The organism is Salmonella sp. SAL04214 (assembly GCF_046550615.1).
GTDB lineage: Bacteria > Pseudomonadota > Gammaproteobacteria > Enterobacterales > Enterobacteriaceae > Salmonella > Salmonella enterica.
Map to the genome: position 1 here is coordinate 98,460 of NZ_JBGDXT010000007.1, position 25,291 is coordinate 123,750.

Consider the following 25,291-nt stretch of genomic DNA (forward strand, 5'->3'; position numbering starts at 1 on the left):
GATGGAAAAAACGATGTTAACGTTTGAAAAAGTCAGCGCCCACTACGGCAAGATTCAGGCGCTGCACGACGTCAGTCTGCACATCAACCAGGGGGAAATCGTTACCCTGATTGGCGCTAACGGCGCGGGGAAAACGACGCTGCTTGGCACCTTGTGCGGCGATCCGCGCGCCTCCAGCGGACGGGTGGTGTTTGACGGTAAAGACATCACCGACTGGCAGACGGCGAAAATCATGCGTGAAGCGGTGGCGATAGTGCCGGAAGGGCGGCGCGTCTTCTCGCGGATGACGGTAGAAGAGAATCTGGCGATGGGCGGTTTTTTTGCCGAGCGCGATCGGTTTCAGGAGCGTATCAAATGGGTATACGAGCTGTTTCCGCGCCTGCATGAGCGCCGTATCCAGCGAGCGGGCACCATGTCCGGCGGCGAACAGCAGATGCTGGCGATTGGCCGCGCGCTGATGAGCCAGCCGAGGCTATTGCTGCTGGATGAACCGTCGCTGGGGCTGGCGCCGATCATCATCCAGCAGATCTTCGACACCATTGAGCAGTTGCGCGAGCAGGGTATGACCATCTTCCTTGTCGAGCAGAACGCCAACCAGGCGCTGAAGCTCGCCGACCGCGGTTATGTGCTGGAAAACGGCCACGTGGTGCTATCCGATACCGGTGATGCACTGCTGGCGAACGAAGCGGTGCGCAGCGCCTATCTGGGCGGTTAGACTGTGCCAGGGGGAAGCGCGTGCGCCGCCCCCGGTAACGGCAAGCGGTAAAATTTTTCAAAAGAGCCTGATGGCTCTTTTTTTGTACATGTTTGTTGTACAATAAACATGTACAACTGGGGAGGTGTTTATGCGTACGGTTAACTATAGCGAAGCGCGGCAAAATCTGGCCGAAGTCCTGGAAAGTGCGGTGACGGGGGGGCCTGTCACCATCACGCGTCGTGGGCATAAGTCCGCAGTGATCATCAGCGCCGAGGAGTTTGAGCGTTATCAGACGGCGCGAATGGATGATGAGTTTGCTGCCATTATGGCGGTTCATGGCAATGAGCTCAGGGAGCTGGCGGATAAATGACCCTACAACTTATCTCAGCGGAAGAGATAATTCAGTTTCACGACAGGCTTCTCCGCGTTACGCCTGGTGTAACAGGCATGCCTGATCCTGGCCGCGCGGAAGCGCTAATGTACCGGGTACTCAATCAAATCGAATATGAAGGGGTGACCGACGTGTGGCTGCTGGCGGCAATGCATTTGCTCGCTATATCCCGTGGGCATATCTTCAATGATGGTAACAAACGTACCGCCTTATTTATTACGCTGCTGTTTTTAAAGCGTAACGGGATCTCACTCGCTGCGAATCCGGATTTTGTCGATATGACAGTCGATGCGGCGGCAGGGCGGCTTACGCTGGAGCAAATTGCCGTTCGCTTACGCGCCTGAGACGTTAATCCCGGCGACGCTCTGTCTGGTTGGGTTACGGCGTGTGCGCCGTCCCCGGGAATAATGTCGTACCTATCCGTGCCGTAGCTCCCACTTTTCTTTTCCGGCGCTTTCACTGCCTTGCCATCTCTCTGTCGCCTTACTATCTTTTTTTTGTAATAAAAAAGTTATTTTTCTGTCATTCGAGCATGTCATGTTACCCCCGCGAACATAAAACGCGTGATATCGCGCATCCCGGCACAAAAAGAGAGATAACCGATGATATCGTTACGACATACAGCTTTAGGACTGGCGCTGAGTCTGGCATTTACGGGTCAGGCGTTGGCCGTCACCACTATTCCATTCTGGCATTCAATGGAAGGGGAGTTAGGCAAAGAAGTTGATTCACTGGCGCAACGTTTCAACCAGGCCAATCCGGATTACAAAATCGTTCCGGTCTATAAGGGGAACTATGAACAGAACCTGAGCGCCGGGATCGCGGCATTCCGTACCGGCAACGCGCCGGCAATATTGCAGGTTTATGAGGTTGGGACGGCGACCATGATGGCCTCGAAAGCCATTAAGCCGGTTTATGAAGTGTTTAAAGACGCCGGTATTAACTTTGACGAGTCCCAGTTTGTACCGACCGTTGCAGGCTACTACACCGATGCTAAAAGCGGGCATCTGCTCTCCCAGCCCTTTAACAGCTCCACGCCGGTACTGTACTACAACAAAGACGCCTTTAAGAAAGCCGGTTTAGATCCGGAACAGCCGCCGAAAACCTGGCAGGAGCTGGCTGACTATACCGCGAAACTGAGAGCGGCAGGCATGAAATGCGGTTACGCCAGCGGCTGGCAAGGCTGGATCCAACTGGAAAACTTCAGCGCCTGGAACGGTCTCCCCTTCGCCAGTAAAAACAATGGTTTTGACGGTACAGATGCGGTGCTGGAGTTTAATAAGCCAGAGCAGGTGAAACATATCGCGCTGCTGGAAGAGATGAATAAGAAAGGCGATTTTAGCTATGTTGGGCGTAAGGACGAGTCTACCGAGAAGTTTTATAACGGTGACTGCGCGATGACAACCGCGTCCTCCGGCTCGCTCGCCAATATCCGCCAGTATGCCAAATTTAACTATGGCGTGGGTATGATGCCGTACGACGCTGATATCAAGGGCGCGCCGCAAAACGCCATTATCGGCGGAGCCAGTCTATGGGTCATGCAGGGTAAAGATAAAGAAACCTATACCGGCGTCGCCAAATTCCTCGACTTCCTGGCAAAACCGGAAAACGCTGCTGAATGGCATCAAAAAACTGGCTACCTGCCGATTACCACCGCCGCCTACGAGCTGACCCGCGAGCAGGGTTATTACGATAAAAACCCCGGTGCGGATATCGCCACTCGCCAGATGTTGAATAAGCCGCCGTTACCCTTCACCAAAGGCTTGCGTCTGGGCAATATGCCGCAGATTCGTACCATCGTGGACGAAGAGCTGGAAAGCGTCTGGACCGGGAAGAAGACCCCACAACAGGCGTTGGATACCGCAGTGGATCGCGGGAATCAGTTGCTGCGTCGTTTTGAGAAAGCGAGCAAATCTTAAGTGTATAAGTGCCTGATGGCGCTGCGCTTATCAGGCCTACAGCGTTTGTAGGCCGGATAAGGTGCTTGCACCGCCATCCGGCACCTTCCAGGAAAAGAACCTTCATGTCATCATTCCGTCCGGTGTTCCGCTCGCGCTGGCTGCCGTATTTACTGGTTGCCCCGCAGTTGGTTATCACCGTTATTTTCTTTATCTGGCCTGCGGGCGAAGCGCTGTGGTATTCGCTGCAAAGCGTCGATCCGTTTGGTTTTTCCAGCCAATTTGTCGGGCTGGAGAATTTCGTCGCGCTTTTTCACGACAGTTATTATCTCGACGCCTTCTGGACGACGATTAAATTCAGCGCGCTGGTCACGTTTAGCGGCCTGCTGGTCTCGCTGTTTTTCGCCGCCCTGGTGGATTACGTGGTGCGCGGCAGCCGTTTTTATCAGACGCTGATGCTGCTGCCTTATGCCGTCGCGCCCGCCGTCGCCGCCGTATTGTGGATTTTCCTGTTTAACCCGGGGCGGGGATTAATCACCCATTTCCTCGGCGAATTCGGCTATGACTGGAACCACGCGCAAAACAGCGGTCAGGCGATGTTCCTGGTGGTATTTGCGTCAGTCTGGAAGCAGATTAGTTACAACTTTTTATTCTTCTTTGCCGCGCTGCAATCCATTCCCCGCTCGCTGGTGGAAGCGGCGGCCATTGACGGCGCCGGGCCGATTCGTCGTTTCTTCCGGCTTTCTTTGCCGCTTATTGCGCCGGTCAGTTTCTTCCTGCTGGTGGTCAACCTGGTGTATGCCTTTTTCGACACCTTCCCGGTGATCGACGCCGCGACCGCCGGCGGGCCAGTACAAGCTACCACGACGCTGATTTATAAGATCTATCGCGAAGGGTTTACCGGCCTGGATCTCTCGGCGTCCGCCGCGCAGTCGGTGGTGTTGATGTTCCTCGTCATCATTCTGACGGTGGTGCAGTTCCGCTATGTGGAAAGTAAGGTGCGTTACCAATGATAGAGAATCGTCGCGGGCTGACAATATTCAGCCATACCATGCTGATTCTGGGGATCGCGGTCATTTTGTTTCCGCTGTATGTCGCGTTTGTCGCGGCGACGCTGGACGACCGCGCGGTGTTTGAGACGCCGATGACGCTGCTTCCCGGCACGCAGTTACTGGAGAATATCAAAACTATTTGGGTCAACGGCGTCGGTGTTAATAGCGCGCCATTCTGGCTGATGATGCTTAACAGTTTCATTATGGCGTTCAGCATTACGGTAGGCAAAATCACGGTATCTATGCTTTCCGCATTCGCCATCGTCTGGTTTCGTTTTCCCCTGCGTAACCTGTTCTTCTGGATGATTTTTATCACCCTGATGTTGCCGGTTGAAGTGCGTATCTTCCCGACGGTGGAAGTGATCGCCAACCTGAAAATGCTCGACAGCTATGCCGGTCTGACGCTACCGCTGATGGCGTCCGCTACCGCCACTTTCCTGTTTCGTCAGTTCTTCATGACGCTTCCGGATGAACTGGTGGAGGCGGCCCGTATTGACGGCGCGTCGCCGATGCGCTTTTTCCGCGACATCGTGTTGCCGCTGTCAAAAACCAACCTGGCGGCGTTATTCGTCATCACCTTTATCTACGGCTGGAACCAGTATCTGTGGCCGCTGTTGATTATCACCGACGTGAATCTTGGCACTGCCGTAGCGGGTATCAAAGGGATGATCGCCACCGGCGAAGGTACCACGCAATGGAACCAGGTGATGGCGGCAATGTTGCTCACCCTTATCCCTCCGGTCGTAATTGTGTTAGCCATGCAACGGGCGTTTGTGCGTGGTTTAGTGGACAGTGAGAAATAAAAATGGCTGGTTTAAAACTACAGGCAGTAACCAAAAGCTGGGACGGCAAAACCCAGGTCATTCAACCGTTAACGCTGGACGTGGCGGATGGCGAATTTATCGTGATGGTCGGGCCGTCCGGCTGCGGCAAATCAACGTTGTTGCGGATGGTGGCCGGTCTGGAACGCGTGACCAGCGGCGATATCTGGATTGATCGCAAACGTGTCACCGAGATGGAGCCCAAAGATCGCGGCATCGCGATGGTATTTCAGAACTATGCTCTCTATCCCCATATGAGCGTAGAGGAGAACATGGCGTGGGGACTAAAAATTCGCGGTATGAGCAAAGCGCATATTGAAGAACGCGTGCGGGAGGCGGCGCGCATTCTGGAGCTGGACGGCCTGCTTAAACGCCGTCCACGCGAGCTTTCCGGCGGTCAACGGCAGCGCGTGGCAATGGGGCGCGCGATCGTCCGCGAGCCGGCAGTCTTTTTATTCGACGAACCGCTCTCTAACCTCGACGCCAAGCTGCGCGTGCAGATGCGTCTGGAGTTACAACATCTGCATCGTCGTCTTCGTACCACCTCGCTCTATGTTACTCACGATCAGGTAGAGGCGATGACGCTGGCCCAGCGGGTGATGGTGATGAATAAAGGTGTCGCAGAACAGATTGGCACGCCGGTAGAGGTGTATGAAAAACCGGCCAGTCGCTTCGTGGCGAGCTTTATTGGCAGCCCGGCGATGAACCTGTTGGACGGCGTTATCAGCGCTTCCGGCGACCGTTTCGAATTGCCTGGCGGTCTGGCGTTGCCGATTGGTGCGGGCTATCGGGGTCATGCTGGACGTAAAATGACGCTGGGTATCCGCCCGGAGCATATTGCGTTAAGCTCGCAGGCGGAAGGCGGCGTGCCGTTAACGGTAGACACGCTGGAGATTCTGGGCGCGGATAATCTGGCGCATGGGCGCTGGGGCGATCAGAAACTGGTGGTGCGGTTGGCGCATCAGCAGCGCCCGGCGGCGGGCAGTACGCTATGGCTGCATCTGCCGGAACATCAGCGACATCTTTTTGATGGCGAAACAGGACAACGTGTATGAGTAACTGGCCTTATCCCCACATTGTCGCCCATCGCGGCGGCGGTAAACTGGCGCCGGAAAACACTCTGGCGGCGATTGACGTGGGCGCGCGATACGGGCACACCATGATTGAGTTTGATGCCAAACTGTCGAAAGACGGCGAAATTTTCCTGCTGCATGACGATAACCTGGAGCGCACCAGCAATGGTTGGGGCGTGGCGGGCGAGTTGAACTGGCAGGATTTATTGCGTGTGGACGCTGGCGGTTGGTTTAGCGGCGAATTTAAAGGCGAGCCGCTGCCGCTGCTCTCGCAGGTGGCGGAGCGCTGCCGTAAACACGGCATGATGGCGAATATTGAGATCAAACCGACAACGGGGAGCGAAAGGCTAACAGGACGCGTCGTGGCGTTGGCCGCCCGCGAACTGTGGGCCGGGATGACGCCGCCGCTGCTTTCTTCCTTTGAGATAGAGGCGCTGGAAGCGGCGCAGGCGGCAGCACCTGAACTGCCGCGCGGGTTACTACTGGATAAATGGCGTGAAGACTGGCGTGAACTGACGACCCGTCTGGGCTGTGTTTCCCTCCATCTCAACCATAAATTACTCGATGAGACGCGAGTGCAAGAGATTAAGGCCGCGGGTCTGCGGATTCTGGTGTATACCGTCAATCAGCCCCAGCGGGCGGCAGAGCTGCTGCGCTGGGGCGTGGATTGTATCTGCACCGATCGTATTGATGACATCGGCCCTCACTTTCAGTTTTAAGGGCTGTCAGTTTTAAGGGCTGATGGTTTTCAGCGGGATGTCAGGCTGCGGCGTCCCGCTGCCCTGCTGCAACATTGGCTGGGAATGGTTTAGCATCCGGTCCGGATTTCCGCTGCCGCTGAGCATTCCGCCCTGCGTATTGGGCAGCGTTTGCTGACCGAGCATACCGTTGCCCGGCTGTCCCTGCTGAACCCGCTGCGTATTGGCATTCAACTGCGACTGTAGATTTTGCTGCTGGCTGCGCGCCTGCGTTTGCATCTGTTGTTTCAACATACCCTGCTGCTGAATCTGCTGCGTTTGCATCTGCGTCTGCATACGCTGCTGGCTGGGAATCTGATAACCTGGCTGATTAGGGTTATTGAGTGTATTAATTGGCTGGGCCAATACAGCAAAGGGTAACAAAGCCGTAATAAGTAGTAAGCGTTTCATTGTCGTCTCCTCCCGATGAGGCCTCTTTTTAAGTGTACCTCTATTTCGCCATGATGATGATTTTTTAAGCGTTGTGGACCAGGATTAAACGGGACATACACCCATTTATCTGGAGAAAAACAACGATGAAACCAACGTTTATGCGCTGGGTGGCGATCGCCGCTCTGCTGGCCGGGGGGACGTTTAGCGCGGTGGCCAATCCTCCCGTCGCGCCGCCAGTCTCCTATGGTGTTGAAGAAGATGTCTTTCATCCTGTGCGGGCGACGCAAGGGATGGTGGCGTCCGTGGATGCAATGGCGACGCAGGTTGGCGTGGATATCTTAAAGCAGGGCGGTAATGCCGTGGATGCCGCCGTCGCCGTGGGCTATGCGCTGGCTGTGACGCATCCGCAAGCCGGGAATCTGGGCGGCGGAGGATTTATGCTGCTGCGCACTAAAGATGGCGCTACCACGGCGATCGATTTTCGTGAAATGGCGCCTGCTGGCGCGACCCGTGATATGTTCCTCGACGATCAGGGTAACGCCGATGCGAAAAAGTCGCTGACGTCGCATCTGGCATCCGGTACGCCAGGTACCGTGGCGGGGTTCTCGCTGGCGCTGGAGAAATACGGCACGATGCCGCTGAATAAAGTGGTGCGTCCGGCGATGAAGCTGGCGGAAGAGGGTTTTGTGGTTAACGATGCGCTGGCCGACGACTTAAAAACTTACGGCAGCGAAGTGATCCCCAACCATGAGAACAGCAAAGCCATTTTCTGGAAAGACGGCGAGCCGCTGAAAAAAGGCGATAAGCTGGTCCAGAAGAATCTGGCGAAAAGCCTGGAAATGATTGCCGAAAACGGCCCGGATGCGTTTTATAAAGGGGCGATTGCTGACCAGATAGCCGGAGAAATGCAGAATAACGGCGGTCTGATGACCAAAGAGGATTTAGCCAACTATAAAGCCGTTGAGCGTACGCCAATCAGCGGTGACTATCGCGGGTATCAGGTCTTCTCCATGCCGCCGCCGTCCTCGGGCGGTATTCACATCGTGCAAATCCTCAATATTCTTGAAAACTTCGATATGAAGAAGTACGGCTTTGGCAGCGCCGATGCCATGCAAATCATGGCGGAAGCGGAAAAATATGCCTACGCTGACCGCTCAGAGTATCTGGGTGACCCGGACTTTGTGAAAGTGCCGTGGCAGGCGCTGACCAACAAAGCCTATGCGAAAACGCTGGCCGATCAAATTGATATCAACAAGGCCAAACCTTCCAGCCAGATAAAACCGGGCAAGCTCGCCCCGTATGAAAGCAACCAGACCACCCACTTCTCGGTGGTGGATAAAGACGGCAATGCTGTGGCGGTGACCTATACCCTGAACACCACCTTCGGCACAGGAATTGTGGCGGGAAATACCGGTATTCTGCTGAATAATCAAATGGATGATTTTTCTGCTAAACCCGGTGTACCTAATGTTTATGGCCTGGTGGGCGGCGATGCTAACGCGGTCGAACCAAAAAAACGTCCGCTGTCGTCGATGTCGCCCACTATCGTCGTTAAAGAGGGCAAAACCTGGCTGGTGACCGGCAGTCCTGGCGGGAGTCGAATTATCACTACCGTGCTGCAAATGGTAGTAAACAGCATTGATTTTGGCATGAACGTCGCCGAAGCGACCAACGCGCCGCGTTTCCATCATCAATGGTTGCCGGACGAACTGCGGGTAGAAAAGGGCTTCAGCCCCGATACGCTGAAGTTGCTGGAACAGAAAGGGCAGAAAGTGGCGCTGAAAGAAGCGATGGGCAGCACCCAAAGTATTATGGTTGGACCGGATGGTGAACTGTATGGCGCGTCTGACCCGCGTTCGGTGGATGATTTAACGGCGGGATACTGATTTTTAATTCCAGGCCCGGTGTCAGACACCGGGCTATTTGCAGATTATGCCGTGAGCAATCGGGCTGGATTATCAATACAAAGCTTGTGCAGAGTATCGTTGTCTACTCCGCGAGCAGCCAGATAGGCGAGGAAGACATTCGGGACAAACCCCCAGCCATTTCCGCCATTTTTCGCCCACATCTGTTTGAGAAAAACATCATGGCTTAAAACGATTTGGTCGGCGTAACCCAGTGCAATCAGATTCGCTACTGCATCTGCGGTCTCCTGAACGCCCGGCGCGACACCTTCTTTTGGGAAGGTGATGTCCAGACCAATCATGTCAAATTCAAGCCATACGCCACGGTCGAGCATTTTACGTTGATAGACGACATCTTTTCCTGAAGGGTCCGAATGCGCCAGCGAGACTTTTGCCGGAGAGACGTTCATTTCTTCCAGCACGATATCCAGCACCTCATCACCCAGTCGCAGCCACCCTGGCATATGGATATTCATCGCCGTGTGGGGGTTGTTACATTGTGCCAGAGACGCTGCCCGCAGGCTGTTACGCTCCGCTTGGGTAAACGCGGGAGATACGCCGATTTCACCGATCATGCCAGCGCGAATATCCGTCTCGCCAATACCCTGATTCAGTTCTTTATCAATGAGTGAGGCTAACAGCTCAACAGGTTTATGGATCCGGGTACTTTCAAATTTCTCCAGATAAGGTCCGGATGACGCAACGATATTCAAACCCGTTTTTAAGGCAACTTCTCGTAGCGCTGAGGCATCCCGCCCAATGGATTCTGAACCGGTGGCGTCGACAATCGTCCTGCCGCCCAAAGACATAAAGTTATTGATTTCGAAGATAACATCATCAATCTCTTTGCGGTCCATGTTATCGGCGCAGCAGTATGGGTCGTGTTTCAGCCCCCACTGCAGGTCAGCACTGACTTTCTTTCCCACCAGTTGCTGTGAAAAAGCATAATGTGGCTCGTCTACGACCGAAGACAGATCGTTAAACAGATGTTCATGCGGTAGCGTCAGCCCCATATCCGTATGCGCCACCGGGCCTGTTACGGTTTGCAGGAAACCTTTCATTCTGACACCTCCATTCTTTGCGCCATTTTGGATGCTCTGTATTCAGGGATGGTGGTCACAATCGCACCGACTAACGCGAACAGCGTACCGATGATGGTGACCAGGTAGACCGTATTGCCTAATGAAGGGATCAATTCATCAATTAGCACTGAGCCAAGCAGTTGGCCTGCTGTTGACGCTACGCCCAGCATCAATAGCCCTAAGCCTCTCACCAGAATCGCCATTAGCCCGATGGACAGCAGACCCAGCGGACCACCGAGATACATCCACCATGTATCGGGTAACTGGATGGTGACATGGCCTAATGCGATACGTATCGCCAGCGCTGCGCCCAGGACACAAAAGCCGACGATGAAGTTCCATGTAATGGACACCAGCATGGAGCCCGTTGCCTCGGCGACTTTCGCATTCCCCGCAGGCTGCCAGCCAGCGAGTAACCCTGCCAAAAAGGGGAGGATAGCGAGCAGGATAAACGAGGTTGAGTGCCACTGTGGCGACACGACAAAAATGGTGGCGATAACGGCGAACAATGCGCCAGTAATGCGCCATGGCGTAAAATATTTCTTCTCCTCCACACCGATGCCAAAACGGTCGCACAGCAGGCCGGAAAGAAGCAGGGCAGAAATTAATGCCGTTTGAAAGGTGGCAACGCCCAGCGCGCTGGCGGATGCGCCTTCAGAAAATACGACCATAGCCCCGCATAATCCTGCAAACCAATTCCATAGCGGGATTTTTCTCTTTTTAATCAGAGTAGGGATTGAGGCGAATTGCTGGCGTGTTTCTTTGCGCGCAATAATAATAAAAAACATGACGACCAGACCGCTGGCAAACGAGATTACTGCGCAAGCATTACCGTCTTGTAACCAATGTCCTAACTGCCCATTAACGGCAGACTGCATCGGGGAAAGCATACCGGCTAAGATGGTGGCAAGCATCAGTAAGGGGGTTGAGTACTTATTCTTGTTCATACATCAATCCTTATATTTTATAAAAGGAGTAACTTTCGTTACTCCATTGTTTTTTATTTTCTGGCGATGAATTGAAGCGTGTTGACCCACAGGTCGGTATAAAATGGCCATGACATAAACTGCTGGGTTCCCCAGTGTGGGGAGCAGTCACTCATAAAGCAGGCGGTTTTACCCTGTTGGTATTCACCGAACACTAACAATGGGTCATTATTTATTGTTAATACGACATCGGCATCGTCTCTGGCGACGACCTGGTTATATCCAAGAAATACCGGATAATCTGAGAATCCGTTAACAACAGGATGTTCAGGTGAGACAGCCTCAGCACAAATACCCTCTGGCTTTTCTACCCGGTCATCGCCATCAAGCATAATAACTGGCAGAACCTCAGCAAGAACGGTGTTCTTATAATTGGCTTTTGCCTCAATACCCATAAATGACAGGTAACCACCAATCATGAGTAGTCCACCGCCATTTTTGACGTACTCTTTAATGGACTCCAGAGCGTTTGGTTTTATTTTTAGCTGATAAAATGTCTCGTTTTGCAACAGGAAGGTATTACTACCAATGTCGCTAATAACAATCACATCGTAACGGTTTAATTCGTCAATACTCTCTGGAAAGGCAATTTGTACCGTGTGGGCAGGCATGTAATCAATATCAACGCCGCCTTTCCTCAGGAATTCCAGTAACCATGTAGCGCCTTCTTCATATTTACTGGAGGTGAAACTGTCATAACCTTTTGAATGAATCATATGAATATGCCAGGATTCTCCAATAAAGAGCACCTTTAGTTTTTTCTGCGTATTGTTCATAGTCTGCTCCTTGATTTAGTGAGTAGAGATAGTTTGTTTGTAATGTGAACCCTGAATGCGATGAAGAACGGAGTCGTTTTCCGGCATATCAGAGGCATTAGGCGTTTCAACCGCAAGTGAGGCAAATGCGCTGGCGTAGCACAATGCGGATGCCAGTGACTTTCCTTTTGCAAGACCAGATGCGAGGGCGCCATTGAAAGCGTCACCCGCTCCCGCAGTATTTTTTACAACTGCCGGAAATGCCGGGGAATAGATGAATTGTGTGCCATCATAAGCAAGCGAACCTTTGCTACCTAATGTAATAATGGTATTTTTGACGCCTTTCTGATGAATAATTTTGGCCGCGCATTTGGCTGATTCGATATCATTAACCGCCATATTGGCCAGCAGGCCTGCTTCCGTTTCATTTGGCGTAATATAGTCAATGTTATCAATGATGGTGTTAACCATGTCATTGTATGGCGCTGGATTGATAATGACCGGTATGTCATTTTTTTGTGCGAGACGAATTGTTTGCTGCAGCGCTTCGTAATTCGTCTCCAGTTGGACAAGAACAATATCTGAATGAACAATGGCTTCTTTTTGAATGGTGATTTCATCAGGGGAAATTGTCATGTTGGCGCCAGGGTAGATAGCGATGACGTTATCTCCGGTATCTCCATTCACCATGATGGTTGCTGTACCTGTTTGTGTTTCTTTGGTCTGGTAGATAACACTTTTATGGATTTTTGATGAGTTTATAAAATTAATGGCGTAATCGCTAAAATGATCTGAGCCGACTTTAGTAATAAAATGCACATCAGAATCGGCATAGCTTGCTGCTAATGCCTGATTACATCCCTTACCGCCGGGTGAAAAAATAAATTTATCGGCCAGCAATGATTCTCCCGTTGAGGGTAATCTCGGTAGATAACTGATAATATCAACATTGAACGAGCCAATAACACATACATTATTTTTCATGGCAGAGAGACCTTTTTTTATTTTCTGCGCTGATTCATATTTTTCCAGCACATAAGCAATTTCATTTTTTGCGACGTTATCAAGAGAATCAAGGGTAATAAATGCACCACCATGACAGCGAGTAAGATATCCCTGTCCGGCAAGTTCATTGAGATCTGAACGAATAGTTTCCTTTGTTACCTTGAGACTTTTCGCCAGATTTGAAACTTTTACAACTCCCGAAATACTGAGTTCCTTCAATATTCTATGATGGCGTTCAAATTTCATTTTTTACCTCACCGTGGTTAAATTAGTCCCGGGAGGAGTATATTGTTGTGATTGTCACCATAAAGTGATGGCAGAAACCAAAAAAAAACAAAAATGTAATATTAATATTGCTAAAATTACGGAAAAAACGGTGATAAAGCTTAAAGTGGTAATAACCATGAAATTCAGGTGGTTATTGTTTTGATATAGGGGAAGTAGGTTGCAATAACAGGAATGTGATGAAGGTTTGTGACGTTTCGCCCCACAGGGTGGGGCGGGGAAGCGCTATTTCACGCGCGCCATAAAGTACGCATCAACGTACTCACCGTTGCGCAGGCCGTATTTCTTACCGGTGCCTTCGATTTCAAAGCCGTACTTCTTATACACCGCCACCGCGGGCTCGTTATCAACAAACACCGTTAGCTCAATACGCTCGACGCGCAGCCAGTTGTCGCACATGTCGATCATCGTGCGGATCAGCGCGCTGGCAATACCGCGATTGTGCCACCGGGCATCCACGCAGATACCAAAATCGGCCACGTGGCTGCGACGGGGACGTTGGGTGACCTGAATAGAAAGATGGCCAACGACAATATCGTCAATGCAGGCAACCAGTTGTTTAACCCCGGCTTGCTCGGTTAGCCGCGCCTGCCACATTTCGAGGGAAGGATGAGGAACCTGTAGCGTGTTGTGGTACACCTCCGGCTGGGCGTGGATCTGACGAATGGCGTCGTAATCTTTCGGTTCAGCGTGGCGTATCACTATTTCACTCATTCCTTATCTCCTGCAGGGGTAATTGTGTATTTACACTCGCTGAGAAAGAAAATTCCGTCAACCGCATTTTTTTGCAAAAAGAAGTAGACAAGTGCGAATGAGAATGATTATTATTGCCTTGCATTCAGGGGAACCCCTACGGAGAACCTGAAAGCACGACATTGCTCACATTGCTTCCAGTATTACTTTAGCCAGCTTTTGCTGGCTTTTTTTTGGTTTTGTTTCAGCCTGGCTTACTTGTCATTTTGTCCCCGGGAAGTGCTCGTGCTCCTCACGTACATTTAGTACGCTCCGGGCCCTGCGCGCTTGCCGTGAACAAACTGACCGCGACGCCGACGGCCGATCTTGAGGCATCTGCTTTTGTAGGCCCAAAAAGGCAACGCCGCATCCGGCAAAGAATCCAACATTCAGTCTCCTCACGCTTTGCGCTATGGTGTAAACAATCATCTTCAAAAGGATCGTCTCATGACCTTACACTGCGCATTTATTGGATTCGGCAAAAGTACCACCCGTTACCATCTCCCCTACGTTCTGAATCGGAAAGATACCTGGCATGTCGCGCACATTTTCCGTCGTCACGCTAAACCGGAAGAGCAGGCGCCGCACTATTCGCATATTCACTTCACCAGCGATTTGGATGAGGTGTTGGGCGATCCGCAGGTAAAACTGGTGATCGTCTGTACGCATGCTGACAGCCATTTCGAATACGCCAAACGCGCGCTGGAAGCGGGTAAAAATGTGCTGGTTGAGAAACCTTTCACGCCGACGCTGGCGGAGGCAAAAGTGTTGTTCGACCTGGCGCGAAGCAAAGGACTGACCGTTACGCCGTATCAGAATCGGCGTTTTGATTCCTGTTTTCTCACGGCTAAAAAAGCGATTGAGAGCGGGAAACTGGGCAAGATTGTCGAAGTTGAAAGCCATTTTGACTACTACCGACCCGTGGCGGAAACCAAACCGGGCCTGCCGCAGGATGGCGCTTTCTACGGACTTGGCGTCCACACCATGGATCAAATTATTTCGCTATTTGGCCGCCCGGATCATGTCGCGTATGACATTCGTAGCCTGCGTAATAAAGCGAATCCGGATGACACCTTTGAAGCGCAATTGTTCTACGGTGACCTGAAAGTCATTGTGAAAACCAGCCATCTGGTGAAAATCGACTATCCGAAGTTTATTGTTCACGGCACCAAAGGTTCGTTTGTGAAATACGGTATCGATCAACAAGAAACCAGCCTGAAAGCGAACATTATGCTTGGTGAACCCGGTTTCGCCGCTGACGAATCCGTCGGCGTGCTGGAATATGTTAACGATGACGGCGTGACCGTGAAAGAAGAGGTGAAACCGGAAACGGGTGACTATGGCCGCGTCTATGATGCGCTGTACCAGACGTTGACCATCGGTACGCCTAATTACGTCAAGGAATCTGAAGTTCTTACCAATCTGGAAATCCTCGAACGTGCTTTCGAACAGGCAACGCCTGCGACGATAACCCTCGCTAAATAGCCCTTACAGACTCCTCTGCGCTTATTCATATTTTTTGAACAGAGGAGTCAATTTTCACCCTCTATGATCCCGGACGGAATGAGTCCACACTTATTCCATCGAAAACATCTGGGGGTGAACACAATGATCTACTTACGCAAAGCAAACGACCGCGGTCATGCGAATCATGGCTGGCTTGACTCCTGGCATACTTTTTCTTTTGCCGATTATTACGATCCGAACTTTATGGGGTTCTCGGCGCTGCGTGTGATTAACGACGATGTGATCGACGCAGGCCAGGGGTTCGGCACGCATCCGCATAAAGACATGGAAATTTTGACCTATGTGCTGGAAGGCGCCGTAGAACACCAGGACAGTATGGGCAATAAAGAACAGGTTCCGGCCGGTGAATTCCAGATTATGAGCGCCGGGACCGGCATTCGCCACTCCGAGTACAACCCGAGCAAAACGGATCGTCTGCGGCTGTACCAGATATGGATCATTCCGCAAGAAACCGGCATCACGCCGCGCTACGAACAGCGCCGCTTCGACGCCGCGCAGGGCAAGCAACTGGTGCTTTCGCCAGATGCTCGCGATGGTTCGCTGAAGGTCCACCAGGATATGGAGCTGTACCGCTGGGCGCTGCTCAAAGATGAGCAGTCGGTGCATCAGATTGCCGCTGAGCGCCGCGTCTGGATCCAGGTGGTAAAAGGTAACGTGACCATTAACGGCACCAAAGCGACGACCAGCGACGGCCTGGCGATTTGGGATGAGCAGGCAATCTCGATTCATGCCGACAGCGACAGCGAAGTGTTGCTGTTTGACTTGCCGCCAGTCTAACGTGCTGTAACCTTTTGTAGGCCGGATAAGACGCGAAAGCGTTGCCATCCGGCTTTTCATCGTTTGTCATTAATTCCGCACGTCCGTGGTAAACTGGGCAAATCTATCCCTTTTATACCTTTCAGGACGATGAAAAAGAAAAGACCCGTACTTCAGGATGTGGCCGACCGTGTGGGCGTGACCAAAATGACGGTCAGCCGTTTTTTGCGTAATCCGGAGCAGGTCTCCGTCGCGCTGCGGGGTAAAATTGCGGCTGCGCTTGATGAGCTCGGGTACATTCCTAATCGCGCGCCTGACATTCTTTCCAACGCCACCAGTCGCGCCATTGGCGTTCTGCTGCCGTCTTTAACCAACCAGGTCTTTGCGGAAGTGTTACGCGGCATTGAGGCTGTCACCGACGCCCACGGGTATCAAACCATGCTGGCGCACTACGGCTATAAACCGGAGATGGAGCAGGAGCGCCTGGAATCGATGCTCTCCTGGAATATCGACGGCCTGATCCTCACTGAGCGTACCCATACGCCGCGCACCTTAAAAATGATCGAAGTCGCCGGGATTCCGGTGGTGGAACTGATGGACAGCCAGTCGCCGTGTCTAGATATTGCCGTTGGTTTTGACAACTTCGAGGCCGCCCGTCAGATGACCGCCGCGATTATCGCGCGTGGTCATCGTCATATCGCCTATCTGGGGGCGCGCCTCGACGAACGTACTATCATCAAGCAGAAGGGTTATGAACAGGCGATGCGGGACGCAGGACTGGTTCCTTACAGTGTGATGATGGAGCAATCTTCATCCTACTCTTCCGGTATCGAACTCATGCGCCAGGCGCGACGCGAATACCCACAGCTTGACGGTATTTTTTGCACCAACGATGACCTGGCGGTGGGGGCGGCCTTCGAATGCCAGCGCCTGGGGCTAAAAATCCCGGACGACATGGCGATCGCCGGGTTCCACGGTCATGACATCGGCCAGGTGATGGAACCGCGTCTGGCAAGCGTCCTGACGCCGCGCGAGCGAATGGGCAGCATTGGCGCGGAACGTCTGTTGGCCCGCATTCGCGGCGAAACGGTCACGCCAAAAATGTTAGATTTAGGTTTCACCTTGTCACCGGGCGGATCTATTTAGTCTGACAACTTTGAAGTAGCTCACACTTATTCACTTTTGGCACGAATGGTCATTGCGTCGTGAATGGTGCGGTTGGACAATGTTACCGATAACAGTTACCCGTAACAAATTTTGCAACTTGTAGAGTGGGGGCCCGCTTTGAGCACGACTAATCATGATCACCACGTTTACGTTCTGATGGGCGTATCAGGCAGCGGTAAATCCGCTGTCGCAAGCGCCGTGGCGCATCAGCTTCATGCCGCGTTTCTGGACGGCGATTTTCTGCATCCGCGCTGCAATATTGAAAAAATGGCTTCCGGCGAGCCGTTGAATGATGATGACCGCAAACCGTGGTTACAGGCGCTGAACGACGCCGCTTTCGCGATGCAGCGTACCAATAAAATCTCGCTGATCGTCTGTTCCGCACTGAAAAAACATTATCGTGACCTGCTGCGCGAGGGAAACCCGAACCTCTCCTTTATCTATCTGAAAGGTGATTTCGACGTCATTGAAAGCCGTCTGAAAGCGCGCAAAGGTCATTTCTTCAAAACCCAGATGCTGGTGACGCAGTTTGAAACGCTGCAAGAGCCGGGTGCCGACGAACGCGATGTTCTGGTGGTGGATATCGACCAGCCGCTGGAAGGCGTCGTGGCGAGCACCATTGAGGTCATCAATAAAGGCAGTACGCTGTGAGTACATTAACACTGGTTTTAACCGCCGTCGGTTCCGTCTTACTGCTGCTGTTTCTCGTGATGAAGGCGCGTATGCACGCCTTCGTCGCGTTAATGGTCGTCTCAATGGGCGCGGGGCTTTTTTCAGGGATGCCGCTTGATAAAATCGCCGCGACCATGGAAAAAGGGATGGGCGGCACGCTGGGCTTCCTGGCGATTGTGGTCGCGCTGGGGGCGATGTTCGGCAAGATTCTGCATGAAACCGGCGCGGTCGATCAGATAGCCGTCAAGATGCTTAAATCCTTTGGTCATAACCGCGCGCACTATGCGATTGGCCTGGCCGGGCTGATTTGCGCGCTTCCGCTGTTCTTTGAAGTGGCGATTGTGCTGCTGATAAGCGTGGCGTTCTCTATGGCGCGTCATACCGGCACAAACCTGGTGAAGCTGGTCATTCCGCTGTTTGCGGGCGTGGCGGCAGCCGCGGCGTTTTTGTTGCCTGGGCCTGCGCCGATGCTGCTGGCTTCCCAGATGCATGCTGATTTCGGCTGGATGATCCTGATTGGCCTGTGTGCCGCCATTCCTGGCATGATTATCGCCGGGCCGCTGTGGGGGAATTTTATCAGCCGTTATGTTGAGCTGCGTATTCCTGACGACATTACCGAGCCGCATCTGGGTGAAGGTAAAATGCCTTCTTTCGGCTTCAGCCTGTCGCTGATCCTGCTGCCGTTGGTGCTGGTAGGACTGAAAACGATCGCCGCGCGTTTTGTGCCGGAAGGTTCCACCGCTTACGAATGGTTTGAGTTTATCGGCCACCCCTTCACTGCGATTCTGGTCGCTTGTCTGGTAGCGATTTACGGCCTGGCGATGCGTCAGGGGATGCCGAAAGACAAAGTGATGGAAATCTGCGGCCACGCGCTGCAACCGGCGGGCATTATCCTGCTGGTGATTGGCGCAGGCGGGGTGTTCAAACAGGTACTGGTTGACTCCGGCGTCGGCCCGGCGCTGGGCGAAGCGTTAACCGGTATGGGACTGCCGATTGCCATTACCTGCTTTGTGCTGGCGGCGGCAGTGCGCATCATTCAGGGTTCCGCGACCGTGGCGTGTTTAACCGCGGTCGGTCTGGTGATGCCGGTCATAGAGCAACTGAATTTCTCCGGCGCGCAGATGGCTGCGCTCTCTATCTGTATCGCCGGCGGTTCAATTGTGGTTTCTCATGTTAACGACGCTGGCTTCTGGCTGTTCGGTAAATTTACCGGCGCGACCGAAGCGCAGACGCTGAAGACCTGGACGATGATGGAAACTATCCTCGGCACGGTCGGCGCGATTGTCGGGATGATTGCTTTCCAACTGCTGAGCTGAGTCTTGTTGCCCGGTGGCGCTGCGCTTACCGGGCCTGGAAACGGGCACATATCGATACCGTAAGCCGGGTAAGGCGTAATCGCTACCCGGTTTTTTTATTGAGGTGTGCATGGCAATCGCCCAACGACATTTTGCCTCGCCATGTTTCAGTACGCGCATAAAAGCAGGCAAATTTCTACGCTGATCCATAATTAGGATCAATAAAACAGCGACGGAAATGATTCCCTTCCTAACGCAAATTCCCTGATAATCGCCACTGGACTTTCTGCTTGCGCGGTAAGGCAGGATAAGTCGCATTACTGATGGCTTCGCTATCATTGATTAATTTCACTTGCGACTTTGGCTGCTTTTTGTATGGTGAAGGATGCGCCACAGGATACTGGCGCGCATACACAGCACATCTCTTTGCAGGAAAAAAACGCTATGAAAAATGTTGGTTTTATCGGCTGGCGCGGAATGGTCGGCTCTGTTCTCATGCAACGCATGGTAGAGGAGCGCGATTTCGACGCTATTCGCCCTGTTTTCTTTTCTACCTCCCAGTTTGGACAGGCGGCGCCCACCTTCGGCGACACCTCCACCGGCACGCTACAGGACGCTTTTGATCTGGATGCGCTAAAAGCGCTCGATATCATCGTGACCTGCCAGGGCGGCGATTATACCAACGAAATTTATCCAAAGCTGCGCGAAAGCGGATGGCAGGGTTACTGGATTGACGCGGCTTCTACGCTGCGCATGAAAGATGATGCCATTATTATTCTCGACCCGGTCAACCAGGACGTGATTACCGACGGCCTGAACAATGGCGTGAAGACCTTTGTGGGCGGTAACTGTACCGTTAGCCTGATGTTGATGTCGCTGGGCGGTCTCTTTGCCCATAATCTCGTTGACTGGGTATCCGTCGCGACCTATCAGGCCGCCTCCGGCGGCGGCGCGCGCCATATGCGCGAGCTGTTAACCCAAATGGGTCAGTTGTATGGCCATGTCGCCGATGAACTGGCGACGCCGTCTTCCGCAATTCTTGATATTGAACGCAAAGTTACGGCATTGACCCGCAGCGGCGAGCTGCCGGTGGATAACTTTGGCGTACCGCTGGCGGGAAGCCTGATCCCCTGGATCGACAAACAGCTCGATAACGGCCAGAGCCGCGAAGAGTGGAAAGGCCAGGCGGAAACCAACAAGATCCTCAATACTGCCTCTGTGATCCCGGTTGATGGTTTGTGTGTGCGCGTCGGCGCGCTGCGCTGTCACAGCCAGGCGTTCACCATTAAGCTGAAAAAAGAGGTATCCATTCCGACGGTGGAAGAACTGCTGGCGGCACATAATCCGTGGGCGAAAGTGGTGCCGAACGATCGTGATATCACTATGCGCGAATTAACCCCGGCGGCGGTGACCGGCACGTTGACTACGCCGGTTGGTCGTCTGCGTAAGCTGAACATGGGGCCAGAGTTCTTGTCGGCGTTTACCGTAGGCGACCAGTTGTTATGGGGTGCCGCCGAGCCGCTGCGTCGAATGCTGCGCCAGTTGGCGTAGTGGCTATTGCAGCGCTTATCGGGCCTGCGTGTGGTTCTGTAGGCCGGATAAGGCGCGTCAGCGCCGCCATCCGGCGGGGGAATTTGTGTTAAACCAGGGGTGCATCGTCACCCTTTTTTTTGCGTAATACAGGAGTAAACGCAGATGTTTCATTTTTATCAGGAGTTAAGCAGAGCATTGGCTATTCTTTAAGGGTAGCTTAATCCCACGGGTATTAAGCCTAACCTGAAGGTAGGACGACGCAGATAGGATGCACAGTGTGCTGCGCCGTTCAGGTCAAAGAAGTGTCACTACCTGATGTTGAATTCAGTGAGATGGAGTGACGCCACAAAACAGGATGACAAACCATGTCCAGTCGTATCGATAGAGACGTGATTAATGCGCTAATTGCAGGACATTTTGCGGACCCTTTTTCCGTACTCGGAATGCACCAGACCCAAGCCGGACTAGAAGTCCGCGCCCTATTACCTGACGCCACCGACGTATGGGTGATTGAACCCAAAACCGGACGTAAAGTCGGCAAACTGGAATGTCTCGACGCTCGCGGTTTTTTCTGCGGCGTTTTACCCCGACGTAAAAATTTCTTTCGCTATCAGCTCGCCGTGACCTGGCACGGACAGCAGAACCTCATCGACGATCCTTACCGTTTTGGTCCATTAATACAGGAAATGGATGCCTGGCTATTGTCGGAAGGCACCCACCTGCGTCCTTATGAAACGCTGGGCGCGCACGCCGATACGATGGATGGCGTCACCGGCACCCGTTTCTCCGTCTGGGCGCCTAATGCTCGTCGCGTTTCGGTTGTCGGGCAATTCAACTATTGGGATGGGCGTCGCCACCCGATGCGTCTGCGCAAAGAGAGCGGTATTTGGGAGCTGTTTATCCCCGGCGCGCATAATGGACAACTGTATAAATTCGAGCTGCTTGATGCGAACGGTAATCTGCGCATTAAAGCCGATCCCTATGCTTTTGAGGCGCAGATGCGTCCGGAAACGGCGTCGATGATTTGCGGACTGCCGGAGAAAGTGACGCCAAGCGAAGAACGACAAAAAGCCAATCAGTTTGATGCGCCGATCTCGATTTATGAGGTGCATTTAGGTTCATGGCGCCGCCATACGGATAACAATTTCTGGCTGAGCTATCGTGAGCTGGCGGATCAGCTTGTGCCTTACGCCAAATGGATGGGCTTTACGCACCTTGAACTCTTGCCGGTCAACGAACATCCGTTTGACGGCAGTTGGGGCTACCAGCCGACCGGCCTCTACGCGCCGACCCGCCGCTTTGGTACGCGGGACGACTTCCGCTATTTCATCAATGCGGCCCATGCGGCGGGCCTTAACGTCATTCTCGACTGGGTGCCGGGCCATTTCCCGTCCGATGAATTTAGCCTCGCGGAGTTTGACGGCACCCACCTCTATGAGCACAGCGACCCGCGCGAGGGCTATCACCAGGACTGGAATACGCTGATCTACAACTATGGTCGTCGTGAAGTCAGTAATTATCTGGTGGGCAACGCCCTGTACTGGATGGAGCGTTTTGGGATTGATGCGCTGCGTGTCGATGCGGTGGCCTCTATGATCTACCGCGACTACAGCCGCAAAGAGGGCGAGTGGATACCGAACGAGTTCGGCGGTCGTGAAAACCTGGAAGCCATTGAGTTTCTGCGTAATACCAACCGCATTATTGGCGAGCAGGTGCCCGGCGCGGTCAGCATGGCGGAAGAGTCGACAGACTTCGCTGGCGTGACGCGTCCACCGGAAACGGGCGGCCTGGGGTTCTGGTACAAGTGGAATCTGGGCTGGATGCACGACACGCTGGACTACATGAAGCTGGACCCGGTGTACCGCCAGTATCATCACGACAAGCTGACCTTTGGTATGTTGTACAACCATACCGAAAACTTTGTTCTGCCGCTGTCGCACGATGAGGTGGTTCACGGCAAGAAATCCATTCTCGATCGTATGCCGGGCGATGCGTGGCAAAAATTCGCCAACCTGCGCGCCTACTATGGCTGGATGTGGGCCTTTCCCGGCAAGAAACTGCTGTTTATGGGGAATGAGTTTGCCCAGGGACGCGAGTGGAACCATGACGCCAGCCTCGACTGGCACCTGCTGGAGGGGGGCGATAACTGGCACCACGGGGTTCAGCGTCTGGTACGCGATCTCAACCACACCTATCGCCACCATAAAGCGTTGCATGAGCTGGATTTCGATGCTTACGGCTTTGAGTGGTTGGTGGTCGATGACAATGAACGCTCGGTACTGATTTTTGTACGCCGTGATAAAGCCGGTAACGAGATCATCGTCGCCAGCAACTTTACGCCCGTTCCTCGCCACGACTACCGCTTTGGCATCAACCAGCCGGGACGCTGGCGTGAAATTCTCAATACTGATTCGATGCATTATCACGGTAGCAACACCGGCAACGGCGGCGTGGTGCACAGCGATGAGATCGAAAGCCATGGCCGTCAGCACTCTCTTAACCTGACGTTACCGCCGTTGGCGACGATCTGGCTGATGCGGGAGGGGGAATGACGCAGCTTGCGATCGGCGAAGCAACGCCGCATGGCGCAACGTATGACGGTCATGGCGTGAATTTCACGCTCTTTTCCGCTCATGCGGAGCGCGTAGAGCTGTGCGTTTTTGATTCCCGAGGGAATGAGCGTCGCTATGACCTGCCAGGACGTCGCGGCGATGTCTGGCATGGTTATCTGGCAGGCGCCAGGCCAGGTTTGCGCTATGGCTATCGCGTACATGGCCCGTGGCAGCCAGCGCAGGGGCATCGGTTTAATCCGGCGAAGTTACTGCTTGACCCTTATGCGCGCCGGGTCGAGGGCGAACTAAAAGATCATCCGCTGTTGCACGGCGGACACGATGAACCGGACTACCGCGATAACGCGGCGGTGGCGCCGAAAAGCGTGATAATCAGCGACCATTATGACTGGGAAGATGACGCCGCGCCGCGCACGCCGTGGGGAAAAACGGTCATCTATGAAGCGCATGTCAAAGGGCTTACCTACCTGCATCCGGAACTCCCCCAGGAGATACGCGGCACCTATAAAGCGCTCGGTCATCCGGTCATGGTGGCGTACTTCAAACAGCTTGGCATTACGGCGCTGGAACTGTTGCCGGTGGCGCAGTTTGCCAGCGAGCCGCGCCTGCAACGTATGGGGCTGACCAATTATTGGGGTTACAACCCGATGGCGATGTTCGCGCTGCATCCCGCCTGGGCCAGTTCGCCCGAGACGGCGCTGGACGAGTTTCGCGATGCGGTGAAAGCGCTGCATCGCGCGGGGATTGAGGTCATTCTGGACATCGTATTAAACCATAGCGCCGAGCTGGATCTGGACGGTCCAACCTTCTCCCTGCGCGGAATTGATAACCGTAGCTATTATTGGATAAGGGACGATGGCGATTATCACAACTGGACGGGGTGCGGCAACACGCTCAATTTAAGCCATCCCGGCGTGGTGGAATACGCGTGCGAGTGTTTGCGCTATTGGGTGGAAACCTGTCATGTCGATGGTTTTCGTTTTGATTTGGCGTCCGTCATGGGGCGCACGCCGACGTTTCGCCAGGATGCGCCGCTGTTCGCCGCGATTAAAGCGTGTCCTGTGTTATCAACGGTCAAGCTGATTGCTGAACCGTGGGATATTGGCGAGGGCGGCTATCAGGTCGGGAATTTTCCGCCACCGTTTGCCGAGTGGAACGATCATTTTCGCGATGCGGCCCGCCGATTCTGGTTGCCGCGTAACCTGACGACCGGGGAGTTTGCCTGTCGTTTCGCCGCTTCCAGCGATGTGTTTAAACGCAATGGCCGCGCGCCCGGCGCCTCTGTCAATCTGCTCACGGCGCATGACGGTTTTACGCTCCGGGACTGCGTCTGTTTCAATCAGAAACACAATGAGGCGAACGGTGAGGAAAATCGCGACGGCACCAACAGCAATTACAGCGACAATCATGGTAAAGAAGGATTAGGCGGTCCGCTTGATTTAATGGAGCGGCGGCGCGACAGCATTCATGCCCTGCTGGCGACGCTACTGCTCTCTCAGGGAACGCCGATGCTGCTGGCAGGCGATGAACACGGCCATAGCCAGCACGGCAACAATAACGCCTACTGTCAGGATAATGCCTTAACCTGGCTGGACTGGCAGCAGGCAAATCGTGGGTTAACCACGTTTACCGCCGCGCTGATTCGTTTGCGTCAGCAGATACCGGCTTTAACCGGCAATAGCTGGTGGGAAGAAGGCGATGGCAACGTGCGTTGGCTAAATAAAAACGCGCAACCCTTGAGTGCGGATGAGTGGCAAAACGGGCCTAAGCTGATGCAAATTCTGTTGTCGGACCGTTTTCTGATTGCGATAAATGCCACGCTTGAGGTGACAGATATAGTTTTACCCGAAGGGGAATGGCGCGCCGTTCCCCCATTCGCTGGAGAGGATAATCCGGTGATAACGGCGGTCTGGCAGGGACCTGCGCATGGACTGTGTGTGTTCCAGAGAGGATAAAAAAG

General features: G+C 53.4%; 23 protein-coding genes and 1 pseudogene. 17 read left to right on the forward strand and 7 right to left on the reverse strand.

Annotated elements, in window-relative coordinates:
- The first annotated feature begins 1 nt into the window (after position 1).
- From livF to ugpQ, 8 genes are all read left to right on the forward strand, one after another.
- Positions 2–715 carry a high-affinity branched-chain amino acid ABC transporter ATP-binding protein LivF gene (gene livF, locus ACLJQD_RS13600; protein WP_000416114.1) on the forward strand — a complete coding sequence of 238 codons (714 nt, stop codon included), beginning with the start codon at positions 2–4 and terminating at the stop codon, positions 713–715.
- A gap of 130 nt (positions 716–845) precedes the next feature.
- Positions 846–1,067 (forward strand): type II toxin-antitoxin system Phd/YefM family antitoxin, encoded by a 222-nt coding sequence (locus ACLJQD_RS13605; protein WP_001520924.1) that lies wholly within the window; start codon positions 846–848, stop codon positions 1,065–1,067.
- Entirely contained in the window at positions 1,064–1,432 is a 369-nt protein-coding gene (locus ACLJQD_RS13610) for a type II toxin-antitoxin system death-on-curing family toxin (RefSeq protein ID WP_000174963.1), read from the forward strand. The genes ACLJQD_RS13605 and ACLJQD_RS13610 overlap by 4 nt, the downstream gene beginning before the upstream one ends.
- Positions 1,433–1,690: 258 nt before the next feature.
- Complete coding sequence (gene ugpB, locus ACLJQD_RS13615; protein ID WP_000624747.1) at positions 1,691–3,007, forward strand: sn-glycerol-3-phosphate ABC transporter substrate-binding protein UgpB; 1,317 nt, start codon at positions 1,691–1,693, stop codon at positions 3,005–3,007.
- A 104-nt stretch (positions 3,008–3,111) separates the two neighbouring features.
- A complete protein-coding gene (gene ugpA / locus ACLJQD_RS13620; protein ID WP_000094074.1) occupies positions 3,112–3,999 on the forward strand; it encodes a sn-glycerol-3-phosphate ABC transporter permease UgpA in 888 nt (295 codons plus the stop codon).
- On the forward strand, positions 3,996–4,841 hold the full coding sequence (gene ugpE, locus ACLJQD_RS13625; protein ID WP_000572196.1) for a sn-glycerol-3-phosphate ABC transporter permease UgpE: 846 nt from the start codon (positions 3,996–3,998) through the stop codon (positions 4,839–4,841). Before ugpA ends, ugpE begins: the two co-directional genes overlap by 4 nt.
- Before the next feature lie 2 nt (positions 4,842–4,843).
- Entirely contained in the window at positions 4,844–5,914 is a 1,071-nt protein-coding gene (locus tag ACLJQD_RS13630) for a sn-glycerol-3-phosphate import ATP-binding protein UgpC (protein WP_000907842.1), read from the forward strand.
- Entirely contained in the window at positions 5,911–6,651 is a 741-nt protein-coding gene (gene ugpQ, locus ACLJQD_RS13635; RefSeq protein WP_000073542.1) for a glycerophosphodiester phosphodiesterase, read from the forward strand. Before ACLJQD_RS13630 ends, ugpQ begins: the two co-directional genes overlap by 4 nt.
- Positions 6,652–6,663: 12 nt before the next feature.
- Here ugpQ and ACLJQD_RS13640 read toward each other — a convergent pair whose 3' ends face one another.
- Positions 6,664–7,080 (reverse strand): DUF2756 family protein, encoded by a 417-nt coding sequence (locus tag ACLJQD_RS13640; protein WP_017441613.1) that lies wholly within the window; start codon positions 7,078–7,080, stop codon positions 6,664–6,666.
- A gap of 125 nt (positions 7,081–7,205) precedes the next feature.
- On the opposite strand from ACLJQD_RS13640, the gene ggt reads away from it, so the two are divergent.
- Positions 7,206–8,948: a gamma-glutamyltransferase gene (gene ggt, locus ACLJQD_RS13645; protein WP_017441612.1), complete on the forward strand. Its 1,743-nt coding sequence runs from the start codon at positions 7,206–7,208 to the stop codon at positions 8,946–8,948.
- A gap of 44 nt (positions 8,949–8,992) precedes the next feature.
- Here the strand turns inward: ggt and ACLJQD_RS13650 are convergent, their stop codons facing one another.
- From ACLJQD_RS13650 to yhhY, 5 genes are all read right to left on the reverse strand, one after another.
- Complete coding sequence (locus ACLJQD_RS13650) at positions 8,993–10,027, reverse strand: phosphotriesterase (RefSeq protein WP_017441611.1); 1,035 nt, start codon at positions 10,025–10,027, stop codon at positions 8,993–8,995.
- Complete coding sequence (locus tag ACLJQD_RS13655; RefSeq protein WP_001038949.1) at positions 10,024–10,995, reverse strand: DMT family transporter; 972 nt, start codon at positions 10,993–10,995, stop codon at positions 10,024–10,026. Before ACLJQD_RS13655 ends, ACLJQD_RS13650 begins: the two co-directional genes overlap by 4 nt.
- Positions 10,996–11,048: 53 nt before the next feature.
- The gene (locus ACLJQD_RS13660; protein ID WP_017441610.1) at positions 11,049–11,810 is read right to left on the reverse strand and encodes a glutamine amidotransferase; all 762 of its coding nucleotides are present in this window, start codon (positions 11,808–11,810) and stop codon (positions 11,049–11,051) included.
- A 15-nt stretch (positions 11,811–11,825) separates the two neighbouring features.
- Entirely contained in the window at positions 11,826–13,040 is a 1,215-nt protein-coding gene (locus ACLJQD_RS13665; protein ID WP_000667440.1) for a PfkB family carbohydrate kinase, read from the reverse strand.
- A 264-nt stretch (positions 13,041–13,304) separates the two neighbouring features.
- On the reverse strand, positions 13,305–13,793 hold the full coding sequence (gene yhhY, locus ACLJQD_RS13670; RefSeq protein WP_001290279.1) for an N-acetyltransferase: 489 nt from the start codon (positions 13,791–13,793) through the stop codon (positions 13,305–13,307).
- A 465-nt stretch (positions 13,794–14,258) separates the two neighbouring features.
- On the opposite strand from yhhY, the gene ACLJQD_RS13675 reads away from it, so the two are divergent.
- The 5 genes from ACLJQD_RS13675 (at position 14,259) to gntU (ending at position 19,249) form a co-directional block, all read left to right on the forward strand.
- Positions 14,259–15,296 (forward strand): oxidoreductase, encoded by a 1,038-nt coding sequence (locus ACLJQD_RS13675; protein ID WP_017441609.1) that lies wholly within the window; start codon positions 14,259–14,261, stop codon positions 15,294–15,296.
- A 123-nt stretch (positions 15,297–15,419) separates the two neighbouring features.
- Positions 15,420–16,115: a quercetin 2,3-dioxygenase gene (gene yhhW, locus ACLJQD_RS13680; RefSeq protein WP_017441608.1), complete on the forward strand. Its 696-nt coding sequence runs from the start codon at positions 15,420–15,422 to the stop codon at positions 16,113–16,115.
- Between the two features lie 129 nt (positions 16,116–16,244).
- Entirely contained in the window at positions 16,245–17,240 is a 996-nt protein-coding gene (gene gntR, locus ACLJQD_RS13685) for a gluconate operon transcriptional repressor GntR (protein WP_000730239.1), read from the forward strand.
- Positions 17,241–17,378: 138 nt separating this feature from the next.
- Complete coding sequence (gene gntK / locus ACLJQD_RS13690) at positions 17,379–17,912, forward strand: gluconokinase (RefSeq protein ID WP_000108342.1); 534 nt, start codon at positions 17,379–17,381, stop codon at positions 17,910–17,912.
- Entirely contained in the window at positions 17,909–19,249 is a 1,341-nt protein-coding gene (gntU, locus tag ACLJQD_RS13695; RefSeq protein ID WP_000105950.1) for a gluconate transporter, read from the forward strand. The genes gntK and gntU overlap by 4 nt, the downstream gene beginning before the upstream one ends.
- On the opposite strand, the pseudogene ACLJQD_RS13700 reads toward gntU, so the two are convergent.
- Positions 19,172–19,546 (reverse strand): annotated as a pseudogene (locus tag ACLJQD_RS13700) (MarC family protein); the annotation flags it as partial. The gene gntU and the pseudogene ACLJQD_RS13700 sit on opposite strands and share 78 nt — an antisense overlap.
- A gap of 126 nt (positions 19,547–19,672) precedes the next feature.
- Between ACLJQD_RS13700 and asd the strand changes: the two are divergent.
- From asd to glgX, 3 genes are all read left to right on the forward strand, one after another.
- A complete protein-coding gene (asd, locus tag ACLJQD_RS13705; protein ID WP_000799940.1) occupies positions 19,673–20,779 on the forward strand; it encodes an aspartate-semialdehyde dehydrogenase in 1,107 nt (368 codons plus the stop codon).
- Between the two features lie 347 nt (positions 20,780–21,126).
- Positions 21,127–23,313, forward strand: coding sequence for a 1,4-alpha-glucan branching enzyme (gene glgB, locus ACLJQD_RS13710; protein WP_000098548.1), 2,187 nt, complete (start codon positions 21,127–21,129; stop codon positions 23,311–23,313).
- Positions 23,310–25,286, forward strand: coding sequence for a glycogen debranching protein GlgX (gene glgX, locus ACLJQD_RS13715; RefSeq protein ID WP_017441607.1), 1,977 nt, complete (start codon positions 23,310–23,312; stop codon positions 25,284–25,286). The genes glgB and glgX overlap by 4 nt, the downstream gene beginning before the upstream one ends.
- The last annotated feature ends 5 nt before the right edge of the window (positions 25,287–25,291 follow it).